Genomic DNA, 24,879 nt, shown 5'->3' with positions numbered 1-24,879 from the left:
GAGCCTGTTGACTCGTTGCAGTAAATTATACATTCTGGATAACAATACATTGGTGCTGATATACAGAACAACAGTGGAGATGGAAGTATGAAAGTGAGTAATGCACTTGCAAGTCTTGTAGCCGCGGTAGGGATAGCGATTCCTACTGTGGTCAAAGCGGAAAGCCCGACCATCAAGACAATTCAAGAACGTGGCACTTTGCTTTGCTCGGGCCACAACGGCTCATATTTCGGCTTTGTCGAAGTGAATGACAAAAACGAGTGGAAAGGCCTGGATATCGATCTTTGCCGCGCGATGACGACAGCACTTCTGGGTGATCCGGAAAAGGCCAAGATCGTCCCGCTGAGCTGGGCGCAGCGTTTTCCCGCGCTGCAATCGGGCGATGTGGACGTCATCATCAAAGCGACGGGATGGACCATGGGCCGCGACACCGAGCTGGGTCTGCAGTTCTCGATCCCCTACTTCTTTGGCGGTGCCCAATTCATGGCGCATGGCGATCTGGGGATCACCGAAGCAAAAGATCTGGAAGGCGGCACGATCTGTGTCGAAGCCGGCACTACGATCGAGCGTATTGCGGCAAACTATCTGCAAAGCCTTGGCGTTGAACACACCATGGTCAGCTATGAAAAAGCATCGGAACTGCGTGCGGCCTATCTGGCCAACCGTTGCGACAGCTTTGTTGCCTGGGGTCCGTTCCTGGCCGTTCTGCGTGCCACCGAGATGGAAGACCCCGATGCACATGTGATCCTGAACGACCAACTGTCGAACGAGCCGATCTCGGCCGCGATGCGTCAGGGGGACGAGGACTTTGTTGACTTCACCAACTGGATGCTGGCTGCTCTGCTGATCGCCGAAGAAGAAGACATCACCTCGGAGAATGTCGAAGAAATGGCAGCCAACCCGCCGAACCCGAAAATCGCGCGGCTGCTGGGTGCAGAGCCGGGCATGGGTGAGCGTCTGGGCATCCGTGACACATGGGCCAAAGAGATGATCGCAGCCGTTGGTAACTATGGCGAGATCTACCACCGCAACCTTGGTGACAACAGCCCGTACAAACTGGAACGCGGTTTGAACAATCTCTGGAGCCACGGTGGCGTTCTGTACGCCCCACAGCTTGACTAAGCACTGACTTAGCCTCGGGGCCGCGCGATGTTGCGGCTCCGCATTCTCCACTAAAATCAGAAGATTAAGAGCCATGGACGCATCCGAACTGAAGGCGCGCGCCAACAGGCGCAAATTGATCATCCAAAGCGCGCTGATCGTGTTTTCTGCGCTGGTTGTCATCAGCGCCATCCAAAGTGCCAAGGTCAATCTGAATGCGCTGGGTCTGGCCAGCGGCTTTGGCTTCCTTGAACGGTCTACAGGCTGGTCCTACTCTTTCTCGCTGATCGACCGGGATATCAATGACAGCTACGCCCGGACCTTGACGATCGGGTTCCTGAACACCGTTTTCCTGGGCTTTCTGACGATTGTGCTGTCCACGGTCTTTGGGTTTCTGATCGGGACGTTCCGCGACGCGCGGAACCCGGCACTGAAAACCGCCGCGACGGTCTATATCCAGACCTTCCGGAACATTCCGCTGATCCTGCAGGGTATCTTCTGGTACGCCGTTGTGATCCACCTGCCGGGACCACGGCAGGCGATGAATCTGGGCGAAGCGATTTTCCTGTCCAATCGCGGGTTGATGATCCCGCTGCTGAACGTGTCTCTGACCGTCGCTCTTGTCATGGTCTTGGTTCTGATCGCGGCAGCATTCTTTTTGTCGCGGATGAAGATCAGCTTTACCAAGATCGTGCTGGCGCTGATTGGTCTGGGCTTTTTCATGGTCCTGGTCGCTACCGGCCTGACGGTTCCGGCAGGTGAGGGCGCGATTTCGTGGCCCGAGCTCAAGGGGCTGCGCTTTGTCGGCGGTCTGACGATCTCACCCGAGCTGTTGGTCATGATCATCGCCATCACGCTGTATGGCTCGGCCTATATCGCCGAGGTCGTGCGTGGAGGCCTTGCCGAAGTACCAAAGGGCCTGATCGAGGCCGGTGAGGCGCTGGGGCTGACCCAGCGTGCGATCTGGGCGCGGATCAAGATGCCCATGGCGCTGCGGACGATTATTCCGCCGCTTGGCAACCAGTGGATTTTCATCATGAAAGCCACAACCATCGGTGTCGCCATCGGGTTCTCTGACCTATTCTACATCGTCTCTACTTCGATCACGCAGTCCGGGCAGACGCTGGAACTGATCGCCATCCTCATGGGCGCGTTCCTGCTGGTCAATTTCTCGATTGCTCAGTTCATCAACTGGCTGAACGAAAGCCTTAAACTGAAGGCGCATTGATATGGCTGACGCGGTACTTGATAAGAAATTCGACTGGGAGAGATTCCGCCGCCGCTCGTTCGCCACGCCGACGGATTCGATCATCACGGTTGTTGTCTTTGCGGGCCTCGCATGGCTGGTTTGGCAGGCGCTCAGCTGGGGGGTATTCCACGCAGTGTGGAGCGCGGATAATGTCGAGGAATGCGGCCACGGCGGGGCATGCTGGTCGGTTATCGACGCGCGTCACCGGCTGATCCTGTTTGGCCTCTATCCGTATGACGAACACTGGCGCTCGGCCCTGGCCTGTCTGTCGATTGTTGGCACGGTTATCATTTCGTGCTTTCCCTGGACCTGGACAGCCAAGCGCCTGTCGACCATCTGGATCGTAGGATTCGCCATCTACTATCTGCTGATGGAAGGCAGCCTGCTGGGCTTACCGCAGGTCACCACCGACCAGTGGGGCGGTCTGGCGCTGACGCTGTTCCTGTTCTCAAGCGTTGTTCTGATCGGGATGCCAACGGGGCTGGGTCTGGCGCTGATGCGCCGGTCCGAGATGCCCGTCGTGCGCGGCTTTGCTTCGCTGGTGATCGATATGATCCGCTCGCTGCCGCTGCTGACGACGCTTTTCACAGCTGCTGTGGTCATTCCGATCCTGCTGCCAAGCTGGCTGGAAGGGGATAAGATCTGGCGCGTGATCATCGCCTTTGGCCTGTTCTTTGCCTGCTATCAGGCCGAAGTGCTGCGCGGCGGATTCCAAGCCATCCCCAAAGGGCAGTTCGAAGCGGGCAAGGCGCTGGGTCTGACCTATTGGCAGATTTTGGGGCGCATTGTTCTGCCGCAGGTGTTCCGTCACGCGCTGCCTGCCACGGTCAACAACGTTGTCGTGACCTTCAAAGAAACCGCGATCGTGATCATCATTGGGTTCTTCGATGTGCTTGCCTCGGCCAATGCGGCCTTCGGGACTGGCGAATGGGCACCTTACTATATCGAAGTGCTGGCCTTTGTTGCCGCGATTTACTGGGTGTTTCTGTTCGGCCTTGGCCAGTATGGAGAGTACCTCAAGCGTCGCATGAAAGTTGCAGAGCGGTAACCTCCCCGTCTTCCTTCACCGCAACTGCATCGGCAGCCGCTCATCCGAACCTCGGATGAGCGGTTTGTTTTAAAATTGGGTCTTATTTTGTTGGTTAGAGATCAAAGCTTGTTGATGGGGGTCTTGAGCATCATGTTCCCCTCTTCATCTTCGGGCACCTCACCGGCGCGCATGTTCACCTGAAGCGAAGGCAGGATGAGTTTTGGGACGGCCAGCTGCGCGTCGCGTTCATTGCGGAACTTGATGAACTCTTCACGGGATTTGCCGCCGCCAACATGGATGTTCTTGGCCTTCTGCTCGCCAATGGTGGTTTCCCATGCAACCGCGCGCCCACCGGGGCCGTAATCGTGGCAGATGAAAAGCCGCATCTCATCGGGAAGAGACAGAACCCGCTGGATCGAGTCATAAAGCTGCCCTGCATCGCCGCCGGGGAAGTCGGCCCGTGCTGACCCTCCGTCCGGCATGAACAGCGTGTCGCCGACAAAAACGGCGTCACCGATCACATGGACCATGCAGGCCGGAGTATGACCCGGTGTGTGCAGCGCAAAACAGGACATACCGCCCAACTGATACGCCTCGCCATCTGCAAAAAGCGCATCAAACTGCGAGCCGTCGCGCTGAAACTCTGTCCCTTCGTTGAAGATCTTGCCAAAGGTGTCTTGAACGGTTTGTACATGCTCGCCTATGCCGATCTTGCCCCCCAGCTCCTGCTGCAGATAGGGCGCGGCTGACAGGTGGTCGGCATGGACATGTGTTTCGATGATCCATTCAAGGGTCAGATCGTTCTTGCGAATATAGGCGATGACCTGATCGGCGCTTTCAAAGGTCAGGCGGCCTGCTGCAAGGTCGAACTCCATCACCGGATCGACAATAGCACAGGCCGTCGAGCCTGGATAGCGCACAACATAGGTGATCGTGTTGGACCCCGGGTCAAAGAAACCGATAACCTCCGGTTTTTGCGACAGATTGACCGATGGGATCGTCATAGAGCACCTCTTGCTTAGTCGAGCGTTACCGTACCGTTTGGGGTTTTCAGAACAAAGGAAAGCGCGGTGGGGCCTTCGGAAACCTCTGCCAGATGCGAGATTTGAAGTTTCTCGAACATATCCGTCATACGCGCAGCATCCGGTGTTTGTATCTGCACCTTCGAAAGCTTTACCCCCAGGTTCTGCTGGCCGGTCGATGGGTGTGGACCGGGCGACCATTCGATGAAGACCGGAATCAGGCCGTTTTCCGGCAGGTGTCCGTTTTTTGGCACGGTCAGACGCCAGCTGCGGTCGCCGCGCTGGAAATGGACAACTTCGCCCAGATCAACTGGGCTGGCGGCGATGACGGCATCCAGATCATCGGTGTTAACCACCCAGCACAACGCCCGAGGGCGCGCGTTCAGTCGGTCTTGCGTCGCGGGATCATCCAGAGTGAACCAGCGGACCCGGCCCGGATCGGGGGCATCGGGGTCAATTGCGATCAACTCAAAAAAGCTCTCGTTCCCCGCCTGCATGACGCAGTTATGCGTGCTCATCGCATCGTGTTTCGAGCCTTGCGGCACCTCGACACCCAACGCGTCTTTCATGGCCGCAACGCCTTGGGCCAGAGTGTCTGCGCCGATGGCAAAATGGTCGATCTTGTTGAGCATTCTCAAATCCTTATTGATCCAGCAGGGGGAGGGCGTTTGCGACGTCTGCTTTCAGACTGTCAAGGTCCTCCAACCCGATATTGAAACGGACAAGCTGGCCGGTTTCCAACCATTCGGTCGCCGTGCGTACGGGCGTGACCGGCAGGGCGAGGCTTTCATACCCGCCCCAGCTGACCCCAATTCCGAAATGGTGCAGCGCGTCGACAAAGCGATGCGCGGCGCTTTCACTTGCGGTGTGGAAGACGACGCCAAACAGCCCGGCAGCGCCGGTAAAATTCTGCACCCAGTTTTTGTGACCGGGGCAGGAGGGCAGCGCGGGGTGCAGAACAGTTTTGACCTGCTGTTGAGCGGCAAACCAAAGCGCCATCTCGCGCCCGGCCTTGTCGAAATACTCCATCCGCAATTTCAGGGATCTGAGGCCACGCAGAGCCAGCAGTATCTCCTGGCCCCCGGTTTTGTCACCGATCTGCATCACGGCTTTTCGAATAACCTGCGCATATGCCGCGTTGCTTGCAGTGATGCCCAGCATGCAATCGGAATGGCCCGAGATGTATTTGCTGCCGGAATACACCACAATGTCGACACCCCAGGACAGGGGCTGGCTGAAAACAGGCGTCCCCCATGTGTTATCGAGGATGGTCGGCACACTTGCCGATTTTGCAGCAGCCGCAATGCCCCGGATGTCGGGCATCTCGAACGTTCCGGAGCCGGGGCTTTCAAACATGATTGCAGCGGTTTCTGCGCGGATCAGATCGCTGATCGCGCCGCCGATCATCGGGTCGAAATACTCGATCTCGACCCCTTGCTGGGTCAGCAGCCCGTCGCAAAACCCACGCGTGTTGCCATAAACGTTGTCGGCCACCAGAACGTGGCAGCCGGGGTGGGTCAGCGCCATCAGAGTCGTTGTGATGGCGGCCACGCCTGAGGATGTCAGCGTGATCGCTTCGGCGCCTTCAAGCTTTGCCAGTATCTGCTCAAGCTTATGGGTCGCGGCATTGCCATAGCGCCCGTAATAGAGTGTACCGCTTTCATACCGCGCGTCGCGCGCGGCTGCGAATTCTGCAAAGCTGTCAAACACCATTGTCGAGCCGAGTTCGATCGGCATATTCACGTGCCGACCCTCAACACGATCAGGACGCCCATCCTGCACAAGGCAGTCTGCTAGATTAAATGGGATGTCTTGCACTTTTGTGCCCTCTAATGCTGTTCAGCATGATGACAGGTCGCCAATTTTGTGTCAATATTCGGAAAAGCAGTTTTTCATACCGGAACATACACGTGACCGCAGAGACGACCCGGACCCTGACCGGAAACCATTGGGGTGCTGGTATTTCAGAAACAAAAGACGGCAAACTGGTCGCGGTTCACCCGCATCCTGACGACCCGAATCCCTCAGACATCAATCGCAATATTGCCTCAAGCCTGAATGGCCGCGCCCGTGTGCTGCGCCCGGCTGTCCGGCGCGGCTGGCTGACCGGGGAAGGCGTTCGCGGGCGCGACAGTTTTGTCGAGGTCAGCTGGGATTATGCGCTGGACCTGATCGCTGCCGAGCTGACCCGTGTGCGCAAGACCTACGGCAACTCTGCGATCTTCGGTGGCTCCTATGGCTGGTCCAGTGCGGGCCGCTTTCATCACGCCCAAAGCCAGCTCAAGCGTTTCCTGAACGGGCAGGGCGGGTTTGTCCGGTCAGAGGGTAACTACAGCTATAACGCCGCTTTGGTGCTGATGCCGCATATCGTCGGGCCGTTCAGGACGCATGTGGCGCAAGCGACCCGTTGGCAGGTGGTCGCGAAACATACCGATCTTGTAGTGATGTTCGGTGGCATGGCCACGCGAAACACGCAGGTCAGTGACGGCGGCGTGGCGCGGCACCGGATGATGGACAACCTGAAGGCCTGTGCCGAAGCGGGTGTGAAGTTCGTGAATTTCAGCCCGTTGAGAACGGATGCTGCGCATGAGATCGGAGCCGAGTGGGTCCCGCCAAAACCCGGAACCGACACCCCCGTGATGATGGGGATCGCGCATACCCTTTTGATCGAAGGCCTGCACAACTCTGATTTCCTTGATCGCTACACGGTTGGGTTTGACCGGATGGCAGCCTATCTGCGTGGTGAAGCGGAGGACGGCGTTGTCAAATCTGCGGGCTGGGCGGCCGAGATTTCGGGTGTTCCGGAAGACCGCATTACCGCATTGGCCCGCGAAATGGCGGCGGGCCGAACAATGATCACCTGTGCCGCAGCGCTCCAGCGTGCGGATTATGGTGAGCAGCCGCTTTGGATGACAGTCACGCTCGCAGCCATGTTGGGGCAGATCGGGCTGCCCGGCGGCGGCTATACCGTCGGTTACGGCGTGAACGCCAATATCGGCAACATCGAAAGGCCCTTCCGCTGGGGGGCGCTGTCTCAGGGTAAAAACCCGGTGTCGGATTTCATTCCGGTGGCGATGATCACCGAGATGCTTCTTAATCCGGGCGGTGCGTACAAGTACAACGGGGAAGACCGGGTGTTCCCGGATATTCGAATGGTCTGGTGGGCCGGTGGAAATCCCTTCCACCACCATCAGGATTTGCGGCGTCTGCACATGGCGTTCCAGCGCCCCGAAACCATCATCGTGAATGAGTTGAACTGGACGTCGACGGCCCGGCATGCAGATATCGTCCTCCCCGTAGCGGCCCCGCAAGAGCGCACGGATTTTGGGGGCGGTAAATCAGACAACGCTCTGGTGCCTATGCCTGCAAGTGCCGAACCGCGAGGGGAAGCGCGGGCAGAGTTCGATATCTACGCTGATCTGGCCGAACGTTTGGGCACTGCAGAGCAGTTCACCGAAGGGCTGGACATCGACGGCTGGTTGCGCCGTATCTGGGATCAGACGCAAAAGGCGGCCAGCGCGGCCGGAGAAAGCGTGCCCGATTGGCAAACATTCATCAGCGGTGATGTTCTTGAGTTGAAGGATCCGTCGCCCACTCAGGTCTTTATGGCTGAGTTCCGGCAAGACCCCAAAGCGAACCCGTTGCAGACGCCCAGTGGTCGCATCGAAATCTTTTCGGATCGTATTGCAGGGTTTCAGTTGGACGATTGCAAAGGGCATGCAACATGGTTTGAGCCGCGCGATACCGCTGCGGGCACGCAGCCACTCTATCTGTTGTCCGGCCAGCCGGGCACGCGGCTGCACTCCCAACTGGACAACGGCGACTATAGCCGCAGCCTGAAAATACAAGGGCGTGAGCCGGTTCTGATCCATCCAAATGACGCGGCAGACCGGGGGATTGCGGGTGGCGACATCGTCGAGCTGTTCAACGATCGTGGCCGCTGTCTGGCGGGTGCGCGCGTTACGGCTGACATTCTGAAAGGCTGTATCTTCTTGTGGACCGGGGCCTGGTACGATCCCGATTATGACGCGCCGCAAGAGCGTGACCGGCATGGTAACCCAAATGTTCTGACCCATGATCTGCGCACGTCCAGCCTGACCCAGAGCCCGGCATCACATTCCACAATGGTCGATATGAGGCGTTATGATGGAGAGGTCCCCGACGTGACGGTTCATGATCAACCCGCATTTGAAGGCGTTTCACGTTCTGCTATACAGACTAAATTGCGCAAAAAGGACGAGTTGTGAGCGAAGCACCCAAAGCACCGAAGGTGGATTCTACGTTGTCCAAGGGGTTGGCCATTCTGGAGAACCTCGCCGCATCTCAGGGCAGCAAAGGCGTGACCGAACTGTCGCGCGAACTTGATCTGACGAAGTCAAACACATTTCGCCTTTTGCAGACCCTGAACACGCTTGGCTATGTCAAACATCTGGATGACAAGACCTATGCAGCAACCTTGAAAACCTGGCAGGTCGGGCGCAGTTCGGTTGAAAACCTGAACCTGCGTGCCGCCGCCGCGCCCGAGATGGCGTATCTGAGTCAGGAAACCGGCGAGGCAATCTATCTGGCTGTGCCAGAGGGTCTCAGTGTTATCTATATTGATAAGGTGGAAAGCCTAAAGCCGATCCGGTCCTGGAATCCTGTTGGTGGAAGCGCACCCATTCACTGTGTCGCAACGGGCAAGGCCATTCTGTCGCGCAATTTTGAGCAGTTGCGCGAAAAGCTGGATGGTCAGTTGGCGCGGTACACTGACAAAACCCTGACAACGCTGGAGGAAGTGGCCGCTGATATAAAGGAAACCCGCCAACGGGGCTATGCCTTTGACCGGGGGGAATTCCGCGATCGTATTCTGAGTTTTGGCGCGCCCATCCTGTTGCCCGATGGCGAGGCGATTGCCGCGCTGGGTATCTCTTTACCCGATATCAACCTGACCGAAGGGGGCGAAGATCGGCTTGGCAGGCTGGTTCACCATGCCGCCGAGGGCGTATCACAGAAGCTGCGGCAGCTTTAGGCCACAGCTTCCGTTGGATTTCAGTCTTTTTTCTCGACCTTCTCAACCGGGCCGCCGGATTTTTCCCAGCTGCCAAAGCCTTCCTTCAGGTGGGCGGCATCGAAGCCCATGTCCTGCAGGGTGGCTACGGTGATGGCCGAGCGCCAGCCCGAGGCACAGTGGAACACGTATTTCTTGCCGTCCTGCGCGAATACGTCTTTGTGGTAGGGGCTATCGGGGTCGACCCAAAACTCGATCATGCCGCGCGGGGCGTGGAAGCTGCCGGGGATGAACCCGGTGCGCTGACGTTCCCGCACATCGCGGATGTCGACGATAACGACATTCGGGTCGTCGACCATCGCGATCAGATCCGCTGCTTCGATCTCTTCGATGCGGTCGCGAGACTCCTGCACCATCTGCGCAGCTGTTTTCTTAAGCTTGGCCATATCAATTGTTCCGATATATAAAACACTCTTTTCATATATTGACACATAGATAAGATCATTGCAACCTGTCTTCGTTGGAATCGCCATAACTTCATGGTGTGTTCCCGTTTTTGATAGTGGAGGGTCCTCGCGCATGAAAACAGACAGCCCAATCTCTCTTTGGGATGTTTCCGCCGAAGAGCCTGATATCCGCAGCCCGATGGCTGGCGACGCAGAAGCAGATGTCGCAATCGTTGGTGGCGGGTTTACCGGTCTTTCAACGGCGCTTTATTGCGCAGAGAAAGGGCTGAGCGCCAATGTTCTTGAGGCCAAGCATATCGGCTTTGGCGGATCGGGTCGCAATGTCGGTCTGGTCAACGCAGGGGTATGGCATCCACCCGCAGCCGTCCGAAAGAAGCTGGGTGACACGTACGGGCCGCGCTTTGTAAAGTGTTTCGGCGAAGGGCCATCCAAGGTCTTCGATCTGATCGAGAAGCATCAGATTCGCTGCGAAGTGACCAAGACGGGAACCATTCATGCCGCACACGCCCCGTCGGGCTTTAAAGACCTGCAAGCGCGCCACGCGGAATGGGCGCGGTTGGGTGAGCCGGTCGATCTACTCTCGGCGGAGGAAATGGTTGGCAAAACCGGAACCAGCGCCTTTTACGGCGGCCTTCTGGATCACCGGGCTGGCACGATAAACCCGATGGGATACTGCCGGGGTCTGGCGCGGGCTGCAAAAGGCGCGGGTGTGGAAATCAGCACCGGTGTGCGCGCGACCAATCTGCGGCGCGACGGCGAAAACTGGGTTGTTGAAACCGATAAAGGCACAGTCCGAGCCAAGTATGTTGTGCTTGGCACGAACGCGTATAGTGACACGCTTTGGCCCGACCTGAACCGCGTGTTCACGATGATCCACTACTTCCAGTTGGCGACTAAACCGCTCAAGTCCGATATGTCTCATATCCTGCCGGGTCGGCAGGGAATCTGGGATACGGGCCAAATCATGTTCAGCATTCGCCGCGATATGTTTGACCGTCTGGTGATCGGTTCTATGGGCACTGTCGTCGGGACGGTTGGCCGTGGTTTGTCGCATCGCTGGGCGAGGAAGAACCTTGCGCGCCTGTATCCCGAGCTGGGTTCGGTGGAGTTCGAAGAGGCCTGGCATGGGCAAATTGCCATGACTCCGGACCACCTGCCGCGTATTTATCAACTGGCCCCGAACCTGTTGACGCCAATCGGTTATAACGGGCGCGGCATCACCACCGGCACCATCTTTGGTGAGTGCATGGCCAATTTGATCTCGGGCATGAACCCGGCAGAGCTGCCGCTGCCCATGACCGAACTTTCAACTGTATCGTCGGCCCCGATCATGTCCCGTCTGTATCAGACGGCGTTCACGGCTAACCAAATCCTCAAGAGCCTTTAGAGTCCCATGAGCAAGATAGATATTCGCGTCGGCGTCGACATTGGTGGAACTTTTACGGATGTCGCTCTGCAGCATCCCGGCGGTTTGTCTACCTGCAAAGTCCTGACCAATTACAGCCAGCCCGAACAGGCGATCCTGGATGGGATCGTCAAGGCGGCGGATCAGGCTGGCCTTGCGCTGGGGGATATCGGGCAGGTCATTCACGGCACTACGCTGGTGACCAACTCGCTGATCGAGCGGCGCGGCGCAAAGACTGCCTTCATCACCACCGAAGGGTTCCGGGACGTGATCGAGATGCGCTCGGAAAACCGGTTCGAACAATATGACCTGAACCTGAGCCTGCCGAAGCCGCTGGTGCCCCGTCAGGACCGGTTCACCCTGAACGAGCGTATGGGCCCGGACGGAGAGGTTTTGCTGGCGCTGGACCTGTCCGAGGTCGACGCCATGGTTGACACGATCAAATCAGGCGGCTTCGAGGCGGTCGCCATCGGCCTGATGCACGCCTATGCCAATGACTCGCATGAGGTCGCGATGGGCGAGGCGCTGCGCAAGGCGCTGCCGGACCTGTCGATTTCGCTGTCCTCGGTGATCTCGCCTCAGATGCGGGAACTGCCGCGTTTCAACACCGTGATCGCCAATGCCTATGTACAACCGCAGGTCGCCGACTATTTGGGTCGTCTGGTGGCGCGTCTGCGCGACACCGGCGTGACGGCTCCGGTGTTCATGCTGCATTCGGGTGGCGGTCTGATCTCGGTCGAAACTGCTGCGGAACAGCCGGTGCGCTTGCTGGAATCTGGCCCCGCCGGAGGCGCGATCTTTGCCGCCGACTTTGCGCGCGCGCATGGGTTGGACAAGGTCCTGAGCTTTGACATGGGCGGGACCACCGCCAAGATTTGCCTGATCGAAGATGGCGCCCCCAAGACCGCCAATACCTTCGAAGTCGCCCGGACCTATCGGTTTAAGAAGGGCTCGGGCATGACCGTTTCGACACCGGTTGTCGAGATGGTCGAAATCGGGGCTGGAGGCGGTTCGATTGCCTCGGTTGACAGCATGGGCCGACTTCAGGTCGGCCCGCGCTCGGCGGCGTCGGAACCCGGACCGGCCTGTTACGGGCGCGGTGGGACAGAGCCAACTGTGACGGATGCGAACCTGTTGCTGGGCCGTCTGGACCCGGACAACTTTGCTGGCGGTGCGATCCCGCTGCACACAGCAGAATCCGAGAAGGCTGCGGCCAAGCTGAACCTCTCTGCTGGGGATGCCGCCTTTGGTATCACCGAACTGGTGGACGAGAACATGGCCAACGCTGCGCGGGTTCACACGGTTGAGAACGGGCGCGATATCGAACATTTCACCATGATTGCTTTTGGCGGCGGGGCACCCCTGCACGCCTGTCGTCAGTGCGAAAAGTTGGGAATCAAGGCGCTGATCATCCCGCCGGGTGCGGGCGTGGGTTCGGCCATTGGCTTCCTGAAAGCGCCGTTCAGCTTTGAGGCGACGCGCGGGTTGTTCCAGCGTCTGGATGACTTCGATGCAGGTGCCGTGAACGCCGCCCTGATCGAGATGGAGGCCGAGGCGCGCGCCTTTGTGGATGAGGGGGCCAAAGGCGCCGACACAGAGATTCGCCTGACCGCGCAGATGCGCTATTCCGGGCAAGGTTGGGAAATCCCGGTGTCGCTGCCGCACAAACAGTTTGAAGATTGCGATGTATCGCTGATCCTCAAAGCGTTTGAAGAGGCCTATCGCACGCTGTTTGGCCGGGTGATCGACGGGTTGGCCGTTGAAATCACGAACTGGCTTTTGACCGTATCGACCGTGCTGCCGGACACCGATCCGGTGGTCGGTCATAGCAGCGGCACGGACGCGTCCGTCTCACGGACGCGGCGGTTTTTCGACGCCGCCCTGCGCAAATCGGTCGAAGCGCGCGAGGTTGAACGGTCCGGCATGACCCCCGGCAAGGCCGTCGAAGGCCCCGCGATCATCGTGGAATCCGAGACCTCGACCGTTGTTACCTCGGGCTATCGCGCGGTGGGGCAGGGCGACGGCAGTTTGCTGTTGCTGGCGAAGGAGGCATAGGCCATGGCTACGTCAGATATTGATCATCAGATCATGTGGAACCGCCTGATCGCGGTTGTTGAGGAACAGGCCACAACGCTGATCCGCACGGCCTTTTCAACCTCGGTCCGCGAAGCGGGCGACTTGTCGGCGGGTCTTTTTGACCGCGAGGGGCGGATGATCGCGCAGGCGGTGACCGGCACTCCGGGTCACGTCAACGCGATGGCCGAAAGCGTCACGCATTTTGCCGCGCAGATCGGGCCGCAGAATACGTTCGACGGAGATGTGTTCATCACCAACGATCCCTGGCTGGGCACAGGGCACCTGCACGACATCACCGTTGTCACACCCGTGTTCCGTAACGGCGCGCATATCGGCTATTTCGCCTGCACTGCACATGTGGTGGACATCGGCGGACGCGGCTTTGGCCCAGATGGCAATGAGGTTTACGAAGAGGGGCTCCTGATACCCATAACCAAGTTTGCCGAACGTGGTCAGGTGCAGCCCCTGCTGATCGAGATGATCCGCGCCAATGTGCGGACCCCGGATCAGACTGTGGGCGACATGTATTCGCTGGCCGCCTGTAACGAGGCGGGTGATCGCCGGCTGCAGGCGATGATGGATGAGTTCGGCATCGCTGACCTTCAATCTTTGTCGGATTTCGTCATCGAGACCAGCCGCAAGGCAACGCTGGAGGCCATCACCAAAGTGCCCTCGGGCACCTATCACGAGACCATGCAGGTCGATGGTTATGACGCCCCGGTGCATATGGAGGTCACGCTCAGTGTCGATGGCGATCGACTGCTGGCGGATTTCGCGGGCACATCGGGTATGAGCCGGTTCGGCGTGAACTGCCCCGAGGTCTATACCCGTGCCTATGCCTGCTACGCGCTGAAATGCGCGATTGCGCCGGACGTTCCAAACAATACCGGCTCGCTTGAGCCGTTTCGGATCACCGCGCCCGAAGGCTGCATCCTCGCGGCCAAACGCCCCGCGCCGGTTTCGGTGCGCCATGTGATGGGTCATCTGGTGCCAGACGTGGTATTGGGTGCGCTGCACAAGGCGCTGCCGGATACTGTTCCGGCCGAGGGGGCAAGTGCGCTCTGGAACATTCAGATTTCAGCGCGTGCATCTGACCCCGAAAGCGGGCTGCCGAACCGTGAGGTGTTGATGTTCAACTCGGGAGGCACCGGTGCGCGCCCCGCCTTCGACGGGCTAAGCGCCACGGCCTTCCCTTCAGGCGTGTCGACCATGAGCGTTGAGGCGACCGAGCATGTCGGGCCAATCACCGTCTGGCGCAAGGACCTGCGCGAAGGCTCGGGCGGAGCAGGGGCCCTGCGCGGCGGTCTGGGACAGACTATCGAGATCGAGCCGCGTGAGGGCTATGATTTCTACTTCAACGCCATGTTCGACCGGGTTGAAAACCCCGCGCGGGGGCGCAATGGCGGGTTGGCCGGCGGTGCAGGTGCGGTTGAACTGTCCGATGGGACAAAGCTGCGCTCTAAGGGTCGGCAACTGGTCAAAAACGGCCAGCGTTTGAGGCTCAGCCTGCCGGGTGGCGGAGGCTATGGCGCACCGGAACAGAGGGATCGTGACGCGGTGGCCGGTGACCTGGCCGCCAGGTTCATCACCGCCGAACAGGCAAAGCAAGACTACGGATTCGAAGGATAAAAGCAGATGGCTGACACTCCTATTGCAGTTGTAACCGGCGCAGCGCAAGGCATTGGGCTGGCCTGCGCCGAGGCGCTGAGTGAGGATGGCTACAAGGTCATTCTGGTCGATATTCAGGACAGCGTGCACGAGGCTGCCGCGACCGTGGGCGGAATTGGGATGGTTTGCGACATGGGCGACGTGGACGCGATCAGCGCGATGTTCGACACGATTGAGGGTGAGCACGGCCCGGTCTCGGCGCTGGTGAACAACGCCGGTATCGCGATGCCGGGAAACTTTCTGGACTATGATCTCGCCGCCTTTGACCGTGTGATGGACATCAATCTGCGTGGTGTCTTTGTGGCAATGCAGCGGGTGGCGGCCAGCATGGTGGACAACGGCATCGAAGGCGCGATCGTAAACATGTCTTCGGTTAACGCGCAGGTCGCGATCCCGGCGATCCCGGCTTATTGCGCCTCGAAAGGTGCGGTCATGCAACTGACCAAGGTTGCCGCACTGGCGCTGGCTCCGAAAAACATCCGTGTGAACGCGGTCGGCCCGGGCTCGATTGATACCGAGATGATGGCTGGTGTGAATGCCAACCCCGAAGCCTATAAGATGGCGATGTCACGCACTCCGATGGGCCGCGCAGGCACCGCGCGAGAAATCGGAGACGTGGTGGCGTTCCTGTGCTCGAAAAAGGCAAGTTATGTCACCGGTGAAACGATCTATGTCGATGGCGGCCGCCTTGGCCTGAACTACGTGATGTCATGAACTACGCGGAGGCATATGAAAGCTGGCAAGCGGAGCCCGAGGCGTTCTGGGGCAAAGCCGCTGAACAGATAGACTGGTTCAAACCAGCCGATAAGGTGTTCGACCCTGACATGGGCGTTTATGGCCGCTGGTTCGCGGGCGCGACATGCAACACCTGCTGGAACTGCGTCGACCGCCATGTTGAAGCCGGGCATGGCGACCGCACCGCGTTGATCTATGACAGCCCTGTCACCGAAACGGCCCAGACCTTCAGCTTTGCCGAGTTACAGGCCGAAGTCGGCGCGCTTGCATCCGTCATGCACGCGCATGGCGTTGGCAAGGGCGACCGCGTTGTCATCTACATGCCAATGGTGCCGCAGGCGGTGTTCGCGATGTTGGCCTGCGCTCGTCTGGGGGCGATCCATTCGGTTGTGTTTGGTGGTTTTGCGCCACATGAACTGGCAACGCGGATCAATGATGCCGAACCTCGGATGATCATCTCGGCCTCCTGCGGGATCGAACCGGCACGGATCGTACATTACAAACCCCTGCTGGACGCGGCCATCGAGGAAGCCACGTCCAAGCCCGAGCATTGCCTGATCCTGCAGCGCGACATGGAACTGGCCGAACTGATCCCGGGCCGCGATCTGGACTATGCCGAACTGATCGGCGCGGCAAAGGCAGCAGGAGAGACGACAGACTGCGTGCCGGTTGCGGCGACCGATCCGCTCTATATCCTCTACACCTCTGGCACCACCGGCCAGCCGAAAGGCGTTGTGCGCGACAATGGCGGGCACATGGTGGCGCTGAAATGGACGATGGAACACCACTATGGGATCAATCCCGGTGAGGTGTTCTGGGCCGCATCCGATGTGGGCTGGGTCGTTGGACATTCCTACATCTGCTATGGGCCGCTGCTGCATGGCTGTGCCACCGTGGTGTACGAGGGCAAGCCCGTGGGCACGCCGGACGCAGGTGCTTTCTGGCGGGTCATTCAGGATCATGAGGTCGCGGCACTGTTCACCGCGCCCACCGCATTCCGCGCGATCAAGAAAGAAGACCCCAAAGGCCAGTTGATCGAACAGTATGACCTGTCGAAATTCCGCACGTTGTTTCTGGCCGGCGAACGTTCGGACCCGGCAACGATCCAATGGGCGGAAGAGAACCTGCAGCGCCCGGTGATCGACCACTGGTGGCAGACCGAAACCGGATGGGCCATGTCCGGCAACCCGGTCGGGCTGGGACAGTTCCCGGTCAAATACGGCTCGCCGGGCAAGCCGATGCCGGGATACGACATCCGCGTGTTGGACGACGAAGGGCATGAGGTTGAGCCCGGCACGCTGGGCAACATCGTTTGCAAGCTTCCGCTGCCACCCTCGGGTTTCCCGACGCTCTGGAATGCGCCGGAGCGGTTCCTGACCTCGTACATGAATGAATTCCCCGGCTACTACGCCACCTCGGATGCCGGGATCATTGATGAGGACGGTTATGTCTTCATCATGGCCCGCACGGATGACATCATCAACGTGGCCGGGCACCGCCTGTCGACGGGCGCGATGGAAGAAGTGATCGGGGCGCATCCGGATATCGCAGAATGCGCCGTGGTCGGCGCGGCGGATGCGGTGAAAGGTCAGATGCCGCTGGGGTTCTATGTGACCAATGACGGCGCTGATCGGGATTCGGATGAGCTGGAAAAAGAACTGGTCGCGCTAATGCGGGAACAGATCGGGGCCGTCGCTGCCTTTAAAACAGCCATTCCGGTCAAACGGTTGCCCAAAACACGCTCGGGCAAGGTTTTGCGCGGGACAATGCAGAAGATTGCCGACAGTGTTGAGTTCAAGATGCCGGCAGCCATAGATGACCCGATCATTCTGGATGAGATTTCCGAGGCGCTGAAAGGCCGGGGGCTGCTGAAATGATTGAACGTCTCCAAACCGGTGCGCGGATGTCGAAGATCGTCAAGCACAATGGCGTGGCCTATCTGTGCGGTCAGGTCGGCGCGGGTGACTGCGTCACCGAACAAACGCAGGACTGCCTGTCGCGCATAGATGCCCTGCTGGCCGAGGCGGGCTCGGACCGCGAACATATCTTGCAGGCCATTGTCTGGCTGCGCGATATGACGGATTTTGCCGAAATGAATGCTGTCTGGGATGCCTGGGTACCCGAGGGCCACGCGCCCGCCCGCGCCTGTGGCGAAGCCCGCTTGGCAAGGGGCATATTGAAAGTCGAGATCATCATCACAGCCGCAATAAAAACCTGAAGGGGAGAACGCCCATGTCGGAAACGCCAGCCGTCAGACTAAGCAAGGTGGAAAAGTACTACGGGTCTTTCCACGCCCTAAAGAACATCAATCTGACCGTGACCAGGGGCGAGAAAATCGTCGTCTGCGGGCCGTCGGGGTCGGGCAAGTCGACCATGATCCGAACGATCAACCAGCTTGAAGAGCATCAGTCCGGCCTGATTGAGATCAACGGCCATGCGATTAGCGCCGAAGATCCCAATATCGACAAGCTGCGGCAGGATGTGGGTATGGTGTTTCAGCACTTTAACCTGTTCCCGCACATGACGATCCTGGAGAACTGCACACTGGCCCCGATGTTGGCCCGCAAAATCTCCCAGACCGAGGCGGAAGAGACCGCGATGATGTTTTTGGAAAAGGTCCAGATCGCAAATCAGGCCCCAAAATATCCCGGTCAGTTGTCAGGAGGTCAGCAACAGCGTGTCGCCATCGCCAGGGCGCTGTGCATGAAACCCGATATTCTGCTGTTTGACGAGCCGACCTCGGCGCTGGACCCCGAGATGATCGGTGAGGTTCTGGACGTTATGGTACGTCTGGCTGAAGAAGGCATGACGATGATCTGCGTCACCCACGAGATGGGGTTTGCCCGCAAGGTGGCCGACCGGGTCATCTTCATGGACGCCGGTGAGATCATTGAAGAGGACGATCCCGAAAGCTTCTTTACTAATCCAAAAAGCGAGCGGACCAAGAACTTCCTGGAGCAGGTGCTGGTTCACTGAAAAAGCACGCAAACTGCTTTCCGGATCGCAGAAGCATCTATCCAATGCGGCTTGCATGAGCAAATCTCTAGATCATCTCCCCAGCGAACTTCCCAAGTAACCTACGGCATCTTTTTAGGAGTGATTGGCCGAATGAGGATATTAGCCTTCATCCGAAAACAACTCAGGCAATCTTACGAGGTCCTCGAAAGAGACGGCTTCGGGGCCTTTCTTTATACAAATTAAGTGTCGTAACTAGATCTCGCACCTGACGTCTCGTGATGTGAGGCGAGCTGAAGTGAGAATGGAAGTTCGGTAAAAACAGAAATCAATCTTCTGGAACTTTAGTCTTTCGGTAAGCTCTAATGTCCCGCGATTAAAAAAGCGAGTTCACCATTTTTGTCTGATTCCCCCACCGGCGTCGTCTGCCGTTATTTTTGGGAAAACGGAGGATTCACGATGAGAAACAAACGGCAAGAGCCTGAGGAAACAATCGCGAAGCTGCGGCAGGCTGAAGTGCTTGTCGGGCAAGAAATGCATCGCCCAAATAATTCTTTCTCGACGTAGATGCCTGAAAAGCTTCCAATTCTATTTGGTTCAATGGCTCGGCGTACAACTATTGTCTAATAGCTAGCTAGATAAAGTGCGTGAGAACGGGCTGCGCAATCTGGTCAACTCTTGTTCGGCCAGCGGCTAGAACGTGTTGCGATAAGCGCCAGGGGCCAAATCATTTTCGGCTGTGAATACTCTGTTGAAATGTGACTGGCTGGAAAAGCCGACACGCGTAGCAATTTCGCTGAGTGTCCGATCACTGTCTTGAAGCAATTGTTTGGCCATTTCGATCCTGCGCATCTTGATGAACCGCGCGGGGCTTTCGCCCGTGGTCTCCTTGAACAAACGTGCGAAGTGATGCGGGCTGTAACAGGCTTCAGTCGACAATTCGGTCAGGGTAATACTGCGATGCAGATTGGTATCAATGAACTCGACAATTCGGTGCATGCGCTTGGCATCGATCCCACCCTTGGCGGTCGGGCCGACGACCCGTTTTGGTGCGAGGTTAGAATAGTTCTTGACCAGATGCGCACCCAAAGCGACCCGCATCGTTTCGACGAGCAGTGGGCTCAAGTCGCTGGGCTCTTCCATCTCGTCCCGGATGCTCAGTGCGATCTGTTCGATAAAAGGATCGCGAAACCCGCCTTCGTACCGCAATTCTGCCTTGTCGGGATCCACACCGAACTCTTGCAGAGCACCTTTAGCTATTATCCTATGCGGGATGTAGACGTGCAGGCAGTTTGCGATCTGCGAGTAGATTCTGACTGACCGCTCATAGATCCCCGCTGGGCACAGCCAGATGGTGCCGGGCATGGAACAGGTGTCCTGAATCAGCCCGTCTCCGCGTCGTTTGACTCGAGAGTTTCCGCTCAATTGTATTGCAATTTCTGTGACATCAGGACGGAGCGGGTTCAAGATCCCGGGGTTGTGTACCCAGGATTCAGCACACACGAACGACCAGCCGAGGCCGCTACTGGTCGCAATGCGTCGGCTATTGACGTACTTGTCTTGTCCGTGCCCTTTGAGGCTCATCTTGGAATCAGCTTTACACGTCTTTGCTGTACAGAGCTTACAGAAATCCTCTCATTTCGTATAGCTTGCCGGGTCTTGAGTCATGTAGGCGCACAAAATTTCCGCAGCTTTGCAACGCAAATAGCAAGAACTGACAAAACCATAGCAAGGCTGCGCAATACTAAGCCCGGCGTGGCGGTTTAGGCTTTTCGTTAAGCAAAAAACTAAAAGCTAGTGGAGGCTAAGATGGCCAGCAAGACCGTTCTGGGCGCATGCCCGCAGGACTGCCCCGACACGTGTTCAATACTCGTAAATGTCGAAGACGACAAGGTTACCAGCGTGCGCGGCAACCCGGATCATCCATTCACACGCGGTCGGCTTTGCGTGAAAGTGAACAATTACCAGGACAAAATTTACAGCCCCGACCGCGTACTGCATCCTCTGCGCCGTGTTGGCCCAAAAGGATCAGCCCAGTTCGAGCGGATAACCTGGGACGAAGCGCTTGAAGAGATCGAGACAAAGTGGAAGGCGATCATCGAAGAACACGGTGCATCGGCCATCATGCCGTATTCATACCTCGGAACGCAGGGCAATTCACAAGGTCTGAACGTAGGCGATGCGTTCTTCAACAAGATGGGCGCGTCCGTGTCTGAACGCACCTTCTGCGACAGTGGCTCTTGCACCGCCTACGCCATCACCATCGGCGATACCGCAGGTGTCGACCCCGAGGCACTGGCGCTTTCGAAATACATTGTTCTCTGGGCGACTAACCCGTTGTCGACCAACTCGCATCTGTGGCCTTTCATCATGGAGGCAAAGAAGAACGGCGCTAAGATAGTTGTTGTTGACCCTTACCGGACAACAACGGCTAAACAGGCGGACTGGCATATCCAAATTCAGCCTGGCACAGACGGCGCGCTGGCGCTTGGCATGATGAATGTCATCATCAACGAGGGGCTGACGGATGAGAGTTTCGTAAATAAATACACTTCGGGCATCGAAGAACTGACAGAGCATGTCCAGCAATATGACCCCGAAACTGTAGCCGGACTGACCGGGCTGACTGCAGATGACGTGCGCACCCTTGCGCGGGAATACGCGCGGGCCGCACCGGCCGTCATTAGGGTCGGCGTTGCGATTGAACGCCACGCGGGCGGCGGGCAAACTGTGCGGGCTCTGGCCTGTATTCCGGCCCTGACCGGCGCGTGGCGGCATCCCGGCGGTGGTATTCTGCAGCTGCCCATCTGGGTCTTTCCGATGCGTTGGGACGCGATGAGCCGTGCTGATTTACTACCCGAAAATCCTCGCGTTCTAAACCTGTGGAAGCTGGGCGAAATCCTCAACGGAGAAAACCTCGAAGGGCCGCCGATCGAGTCGATCATGGTCTACAATGCCAACCCGGCCGTGACGACTGCCGAGCAAGAGAAGGTCATCCAGGGCCTCATGCGCGAGGATCTGTTCACCGTTGTTAGCGAACATTTCATCACTGATACCGCACGTCATGCCGATATCGTGTTGCCTGCGACCACGCAGATGGAGCAAGAGGAGATCATGTTCTCGTGGGGGCATTTTTATCTCAGCTTCAACAACAAGGCGATTGAGCCGCTGGGCGAGTCCATCCCCAATACCGAACTGTTCCGCCGTCTTGCCGCGCGGATGGGCTTTGAAGACTCACATTTCAAGATGACCGACGAAGAACTGATGAAGAACACCATTGACTGGGATTCACCTGTTCTTGAAGGCTACACCTACGAGATGATTAAGGAACGGGGTTATGTTCGCTTGAATCTACCCAAGACTGAGGAATATGCCCCGCACGCCGAAGGCAACTTCCACACTGCATCCGGTAAGTGCGAGTTTGTCTCATCGGCAGCGGCAGGTGGTAACTTTGTTATCCCGCTGTTCCGCCAAGGCTATACCGAACAACAGATGGGTGACCCGATCACACCGATGCCCGTCTACATCCCGCCGAACGAATCCATGGCAACAAATCCAACACTGGGAGCCAGCTATCCGTTGTCGATGGTTTCACCCAAAAGCCACGCTTACCTCAGCTCGACCTTCGGCAATCTAAAGCATCAGCAGGATCATAACGGAAAACAGTCCGTCATCATGCACCCTTCTGACGCTGCGGCGCGTGATATTGCCGATGGTGATCTTGTGACGATCAAAAACTCGCGCGGTAGCTACGTGGCCGAGGCCAAGGTGACCGACGACGTGAAAGAAGGCGTAGTCTTCTCACCCGTTGGTCATTGGCGCCATGGGTCCGAGGCGGACGCCACGGTTCAGGCGATCCTGCCCTCCGCGCTGGCCGACCTTGGCGGTGCACCCACATTCTCGGACACGTTGGTCGAAATCACCAAAGCTAACACAATGCGAAAGGAAATAGCTGCCGAATGACCCATATCGTTACCGATAATTGTCAAAAGTGCCGGTTTATGGAATGTGTCTCTGTCTGCCCGGTCGAGTGTTTCCACCTCGGTGATGAGATGCTTTATATCAACCCAGACCTGTGCATTGATTGTGGCGGATGCATCCCTGTCTGCCCGGTCAATGCAATTTACGACACGGTCAGCATGCCTGACGAGTACAGGCGTTGGATCATGGTCAACAAAGATCGATCTGCGAATTTGCCAATCGTCAACGCAAAGATGGAACCTTTGCCGGGAGCGTTGGAAAAACAGGCAGCGCTAGGACTTTGAGCTCGCATGCTTCGAACAATCGGCCCTTCGCCGTCGCCATCGTTGGTGCGGGGCCAAGTGGATTTTACGCAGCCGAAGCCCTGCTGAGAGCCTCGGATGACACATCCGTTTACATCTTCGAAAAACTACCCGTGCCCTACGGCCTTGTTAGGTATGGCGTCGCGCCCGATCATCCAAATCTTAAGGCGGTGACGGCGGTGTTTGACCGGATCGCCGCGATGGACGGGTTCCATTTCTGCGGCAACACGGCCATAGGCCGCGATGTCAGCATCGAGACATTGCAACAGCATTACCACGCCGTTGTCTTTGCCCACGGACCAGAGGCCGGGATGTCTTTAGGCATTCCAGGCGAAGACCTTGCAGGCAGTTTTACCGCGCATGAATTTGTGGCCTGGTACAATGGCCACCCCGATTATCGCGGACTTCTGGTTGACCTGAAAACGGAAACAGCTGCTGTTGTCGGAAACGGGAATGTTGCGCTGGATGTTGCGCGCATTCTAGCCAAGCCCGTTGATGCGTTGCGGAAAACGGATATCGCTGACCACGCTTTGGAAGTGCTCGCCGAAAGCATGATCCGTGATGTCTATGTGATCGGGCGGCGGGGTCCCGCTCAAGTTCAGTTTGTGTCCAAGGAACTACGCGAATTTGGCGAGAACGAGGGCTTTTCCTCGACCGTCAGCGGGGATGACATGGACTTGGGCCTCGCATGTCTGGCAGAGCTTGAGGTCCCAAGCGCTACTGACTTGCGGCTGACCCACGAGCTTCTTTCGGGCTTTATCGATCGCAAGCCGGACCAGCCGCGCACCTGCCACTTCCGGTTCTTCCAGTCCCCTGAAAGCCTTGATGGGGACAAGTCGGTTCAGTCTCTGCGTTTGCGCCGCAATGTCCTGAGTGGCGATGCTTTTGCACAGCGCGCATGTCCAACCGATTTTACCGAAGACATCAAATGCGGGCTTTTTGTAACCAGCGTCGGCTACAAACCCATGACGTTTGATCCTCTGGCATTGGTCCAAAGCCAGCGCCACGCGGCCCACAAAGATGGCCGAGTTTTGCAACAAGACAAAAAGGTGGCGCCTGGGCTGTATGTGACAGGTTGGGCAAAGCGCGGCCCTCAGGGCACTATAGGAGCCAATCGGGGCGACAGTGTGGAAACGGTCGAAAGCCTTCTTGCGGACAAGCCAGACCTCGTCACGGCTCCCAAGAAGGAAATTTGCCAACTGTTGGACCAGTTGCAAAATCGCCGGGTTACTTATGGCGATTGGCAGACCATTGACAACCATGAGAAGCAGTTGGGCCAAAAGGCAGGCCGCCCCCGGGTGAAGCTGACTTTAACATCCGAAATGTTGCAAACCAGCCGGGTGAAGTAGCCCGTTAAGATTGCGGGCACCATCGCGCCTAAGAAGAGTAACACAGACCTGCTTCTGTAATGGTCTGAAACTCGTAGGATCGCTAGTGGCAACGACGCCTCATCTGCTACCGGATGGAGATTTCATATTGGTCAACAAATTCGAGAAACATGGGGCTGAGGGTCGAGGCTTCCCAACGGCACTTGCAGACGCAGTAGAGCTGGATCCATCGATGAAGGTGGGCTTGATCGCAATGAACGTAGACGCGTTTTTAACGTTTGCAGACCGTTCCGCAGAACAATTTGAGCCACCTCTTTCGTGCTCTAAAAAGTGTCTACAATCAGCACTTTGTGATCGAATGTCTGCATGGAGTGCGTACTTGTCCGGTTGAGTAAATTAAAATGAAATCTCTGCGGGCGCCGGTTGTTTCGGGTGCTATAGCTCAGGTTGCGCAGTTCGAGGTGGTCCGCACCGGAAAGATTATGCTCAGCGGCGTGACGCAAATAAACGGCAAAGCGTTGTTCCTCCTATCTATGAAATCAGGGTACTATTGGCCAGTGCCTTACTTAG

The 24,879-nt window shown here is 57.7% G+C and carries 21 protein-coding genes; 16 read left to right on the top strand and 5 right to left on the bottom strand.

What is annotated here, in order from left to right; all coding sequences use genetic code 11:
• Positions 1-87 precede the first annotated feature (87 nt).
• From ACR0K5_RS16405 to ACR0K5_RS16395, 3 genes are all read left to right on the top strand, one after another.
• Complete coding sequence (locus ACR0K5_RS16405; RefSeq protein WP_480630733.1) at positions 88-1,122, top strand: transporter substrate-binding domain-containing protein; 1,035 nt, start codon at positions 88-90, stop codon at positions 1,120-1,122.
• Positions 1,123-1,195: 73 nt separating this feature from the next.
• Entirely contained in the window at positions 1,196-2,329 is a 1,134-nt protein-coding gene (locus ACR0K5_RS16400; protein ID WP_480533507.1) for an ABC transporter permease subunit, read from the top strand.
• 1 nt (position 2,330) lies between these two features.
• Complete coding sequence (locus ACR0K5_RS16395) at positions 2,331-3,398, top strand: amino acid ABC transporter permease (RefSeq protein WP_480630732.1); 1,068 nt, start codon at positions 2,331-2,333, stop codon at positions 3,396-3,398.
• Positions 3,399-3,499: 101 nt separating this feature from the next.
• On the opposite strand, the gene ACR0K5_RS16390 is transcribed toward ACR0K5_RS16395, so the two are convergent.
• The 3 genes from ACR0K5_RS16390 to metC are packed head-to-tail and all read right to left on the bottom strand — an operon-like array spanning position 3,500 to position 6,220.
• Complete coding sequence (locus ACR0K5_RS16390; protein ID WP_480630731.1) at positions 3,500-4,384, bottom strand: MBL fold metallo-hydrolase; 885 nt, start codon at positions 4,382-4,384, stop codon at positions 3,500-3,502.
• Between the two features lie 14 nt (positions 4,385-4,398).
• A complete protein-coding gene (locus ACR0K5_RS16385; RefSeq protein ID WP_480630730.1) occupies positions 4,399-5,034 on the bottom strand; it encodes a VOC family protein in 636 nt (211 codons plus the stop codon).
• A 10-nt stretch (positions 5,035-5,044) separates the two neighbouring features.
• A complete protein-coding gene (gene metC, locus ACR0K5_RS16380; protein ID WP_480630729.1) occupies positions 5,045-6,220 on the bottom strand; it encodes a cystathionine beta-lyase in 1,176 nt (391 codons plus the stop codon).
• 92 nt (positions 6,221-6,312) lie between these two features.
• Here metC and ACR0K5_RS16375 point away from each other — a divergent pair, with 92 nt between their 5' ends.
• Positions 6,313-8,649, top strand: a complete 2,337-nt coding sequence (locus ACR0K5_RS16375) for a molybdopterin-dependent oxidoreductase (protein WP_480630728.1) — start codon at positions 6,313-6,315, stop codon at positions 8,647-8,649.
• Positions 8,646-9,413 carry an IclR family transcriptional regulator gene (locus ACR0K5_RS16370; protein ID WP_480630727.1) on the top strand — a complete coding sequence of 256 codons (768 nt, stop codon included), beginning with the start codon at positions 8,646-8,648 and terminating at the stop codon, positions 9,411-9,413. Before ACR0K5_RS16375 ends, ACR0K5_RS16370 begins: the two co-directional genes overlap by 4 nt.
• 20 nt (positions 9,414-9,433) lie before the next feature.
• On the opposite strand, the gene ACR0K5_RS16365 is transcribed toward ACR0K5_RS16370, so the two are convergent.
• Positions 9,434-9,838: a rhodanese-like domain-containing protein gene (locus tag ACR0K5_RS16365; protein WP_480630726.1), complete on the bottom strand. Its 405-nt coding sequence runs from the start codon at positions 9,836-9,838 to the stop codon at positions 9,434-9,436.
• Positions 9,839-9,971: 133 nt separating this feature from the next.
• Here ACR0K5_RS16365 and ACR0K5_RS16360 point away from each other — a divergent pair, with 133 nt between their 5' ends.
• From ACR0K5_RS16360 to ACR0K5_RS16330, 7 genes are read left to right on the top strand one after another with little or no spacing between them, the layout of a single operon-like run.
• Entirely contained in the window at positions 9,972-11,246 is a 1,275-nt protein-coding gene (locus ACR0K5_RS16360) for an NAD(P)/FAD-dependent oxidoreductase (RefSeq protein WP_480630725.1), read from the top strand.
• Positions 11,247-11,252: 6 nt separating this feature from the next.
• Positions 11,253-13,319: a hydantoinase/oxoprolinase family protein gene (locus ACR0K5_RS16355; protein WP_480630724.1), complete on the top strand. Its 2,067-nt coding sequence runs from the start codon at positions 11,253-11,255 to the stop codon at positions 13,317-13,319.
• Between the two features lie 3 nt (positions 13,320-13,322).
• Positions 13,323-14,969, top strand: coding sequence for a hydantoinase B/oxoprolinase family protein (locus ACR0K5_RS16350; protein ID WP_480630723.1), 1,647 nt, complete (start codon positions 13,323-13,325; stop codon positions 14,967-14,969).
• 6 nt (positions 14,970-14,975) lie between these two features.
• Positions 14,976-15,722, top strand: a complete 747-nt coding sequence (locus ACR0K5_RS16345) for an SDR family NAD(P)-dependent oxidoreductase (RefSeq protein WP_480630722.1) — start codon at positions 14,976-14,978, stop codon at positions 15,720-15,722.
• Complete coding sequence (locus ACR0K5_RS16340) at positions 15,719-17,620, top strand: propionyl-CoA synthetase (protein ID WP_480630721.1); 1,902 nt, start codon at positions 15,719-15,721, stop codon at positions 17,618-17,620. The genes ACR0K5_RS16345 and ACR0K5_RS16340 overlap by 4 nt, the downstream gene beginning before the upstream one ends.
• On the top strand, positions 17,617-17,961 hold the full coding sequence (locus ACR0K5_RS16335; protein ID WP_480630720.1) for a RidA family protein: 345 nt from the start codon (positions 17,617-17,619) through the stop codon (positions 17,959-17,961). The genes ACR0K5_RS16340 and ACR0K5_RS16335 overlap by 4 nt, the downstream gene beginning before the upstream one ends.
• Before the next feature lie 14 nt (positions 17,962-17,975).
• Positions 17,976-18,719: an amino acid ABC transporter ATP-binding protein gene (locus tag ACR0K5_RS16330; RefSeq protein ID WP_480630719.1), complete on the top strand. Its 744-nt coding sequence runs from the start codon at positions 17,976-17,978 to the stop codon at positions 18,717-18,719.
• A 672-nt stretch (positions 18,720-19,391) separates the two neighbouring features.
• On the opposite strand, the gene ACR0K5_RS16325 is transcribed toward ACR0K5_RS16330, so the two are convergent.
• Positions 19,392-20,063 (bottom strand): helix-turn-helix domain-containing protein, encoded by a 672-nt coding sequence (locus tag ACR0K5_RS16325; RefSeq protein ID WP_480630718.1) that lies wholly within the window; start codon positions 20,061-20,063, stop codon positions 19,392-19,394.
• Positions 20,064-20,507: 444 nt separating this feature from the next.
• Here ACR0K5_RS16325 and ACR0K5_RS16320 point away from each other — a divergent pair, with 444 nt between their 5' ends.
• From ACR0K5_RS16320 to ACR0K5_RS16305, 4 genes are read left to right on the top strand one after another with little or no spacing between them, the layout of a single operon-like run.
• Positions 20,508-22,661 (top strand): molybdopterin-containing oxidoreductase family protein, encoded by a 2,154-nt coding sequence (locus ACR0K5_RS16320; protein WP_480630717.1) that lies wholly within the window; start codon positions 20,508-20,510, stop codon positions 22,659-22,661.
• Positions 22,658-22,963, top strand: coding sequence for an indolepyruvate ferredoxin oxidoreductase subunit alpha (locus tag ACR0K5_RS16315; RefSeq protein WP_480630716.1), 306 nt, complete (start codon positions 22,658-22,660; stop codon positions 22,961-22,963). Before ACR0K5_RS16320 ends, ACR0K5_RS16315 begins: the two co-directional genes overlap by 4 nt.
• On the top strand, positions 22,960-24,330 hold the full coding sequence (locus tag ACR0K5_RS16310; RefSeq protein ID WP_480630715.1) for an FAD-dependent oxidoreductase: 1,371 nt from the start codon (positions 22,960-22,962) through the stop codon (positions 24,328-24,330). Before ACR0K5_RS16315 ends, ACR0K5_RS16310 begins: the two co-directional genes overlap by 4 nt.
• Before the next feature lie 10 nt (positions 24,331-24,340).
• Complete coding sequence (locus ACR0K5_RS16305; protein ID WP_480630714.1) at positions 24,341-24,700, top strand: DUF2478 domain-containing protein; 360 nt, start codon at positions 24,341-24,343, stop codon at positions 24,698-24,700.
• The last annotated feature ends 179 nt before the right edge of the window (positions 24,701-24,879 follow it).

Source organism: Ruegeria sp. AB9 (assembly GCF_056542585.1).
Note: the sequence above shows the minus strand (reverse complement) of the source record. Positions and strands in the feature narration are given on the sequence as shown.

Coding starts and splice junctions, on each gene's coding strand:
- ACR0K5_RS16325 (WP_480630718.1), bottom strand. CDS start 20,063: ATGCCCGGCACCATCTGGCTGTGCCCAGCGGGGATCTATGAGCGGTCA.
- ACR0K5_RS16365 (WP_480630726.1), bottom strand. CDS start 9,838: ATGGCCAAGCTTAAGAAAACAGCTGCGCAGATGGTGCAGGAGTCTCGC.
- ACR0K5_RS16400 (WP_480533507.1), top strand. CDS start 1,196: ATGGACGCATCCGAACTGAAGGCGCGCGCCAACAGGCGCAAATTGATC.
- ACR0K5_RS16390 (WP_480630731.1), bottom strand. CDS start 4,384: ATGACGATCCCATCGGTCAATCTGTCGCAAAAACCGGAGGTTATCGGT.
- ACR0K5_RS16340 (WP_480630721.1), top strand. CDS start 15,719: ATGAACTACGCGGAGGCATATGAAAGCTGGCAAGCGGAGCCCGAGGCG.
- ACR0K5_RS16320 (WP_480630717.1), top strand. CDS start 20,508: ATGGCCAGCAAGACCGTTCTGGGCGCATGCCCGCAGGACTGCCCCGAC.
- ACR0K5_RS16345 (WP_480630722.1), top strand. CDS start 14,976: ATGGCTGACACTCCTATTGCAGTTGTAACCGGCGCAGCGCAAGGCATT.
- ACR0K5_RS16360 (WP_480630725.1), top strand. CDS start 9,972: ATGAAAACAGACAGCCCAATCTCTCTTTGGGATGTTTCCGCCGAAGAG.
- ACR0K5_RS16350 (WP_480630723.1), top strand. CDS start 13,323: ATGGCTACGTCAGATATTGATCATCAGATCATGTGGAACCGCCTGATC.
- ACR0K5_RS16395 (WP_480630732.1), top strand. CDS start 2,331: ATGGCTGACGCGGTACTTGATAAGAAATTCGACTGGGAGAGATTCCGC.
- ACR0K5_RS16315 (WP_480630716.1), top strand. CDS start 22,658: ATGACCCATATCGTTACCGATAATTGTCAAAAGTGCCGGTTTATGGAA.
- ACR0K5_RS16405 (WP_480630733.1), top strand. CDS start 88: ATGAAAGTGAGTAATGCACTTGCAAGTCTTGTAGCCGCGGTAGGGATA.
- ACR0K5_RS16330 (WP_480630719.1), top strand. CDS start 17,976: ATGTCGGAAACGCCAGCCGTCAGACTAAGCAAGGTGGAAAAGTACTAC.
- ACR0K5_RS16335 (WP_480630720.1), top strand. CDS start 17,617: ATGATTGAACGTCTCCAAACCGGTGCGCGGATGTCGAAGATCGTCAAG.
- ACR0K5_RS16385 (WP_480630730.1), bottom strand. CDS start 5,034: ATGCTCAACAAGATCGACCATTTTGCCATCGGCGCAGACACTCTGGCC.
- ACR0K5_RS16355 (WP_480630724.1), top strand. CDS start 11,253: ATGAGCAAGATAGATATTCGCGTCGGCGTCGACATTGGTGGAACTTTT.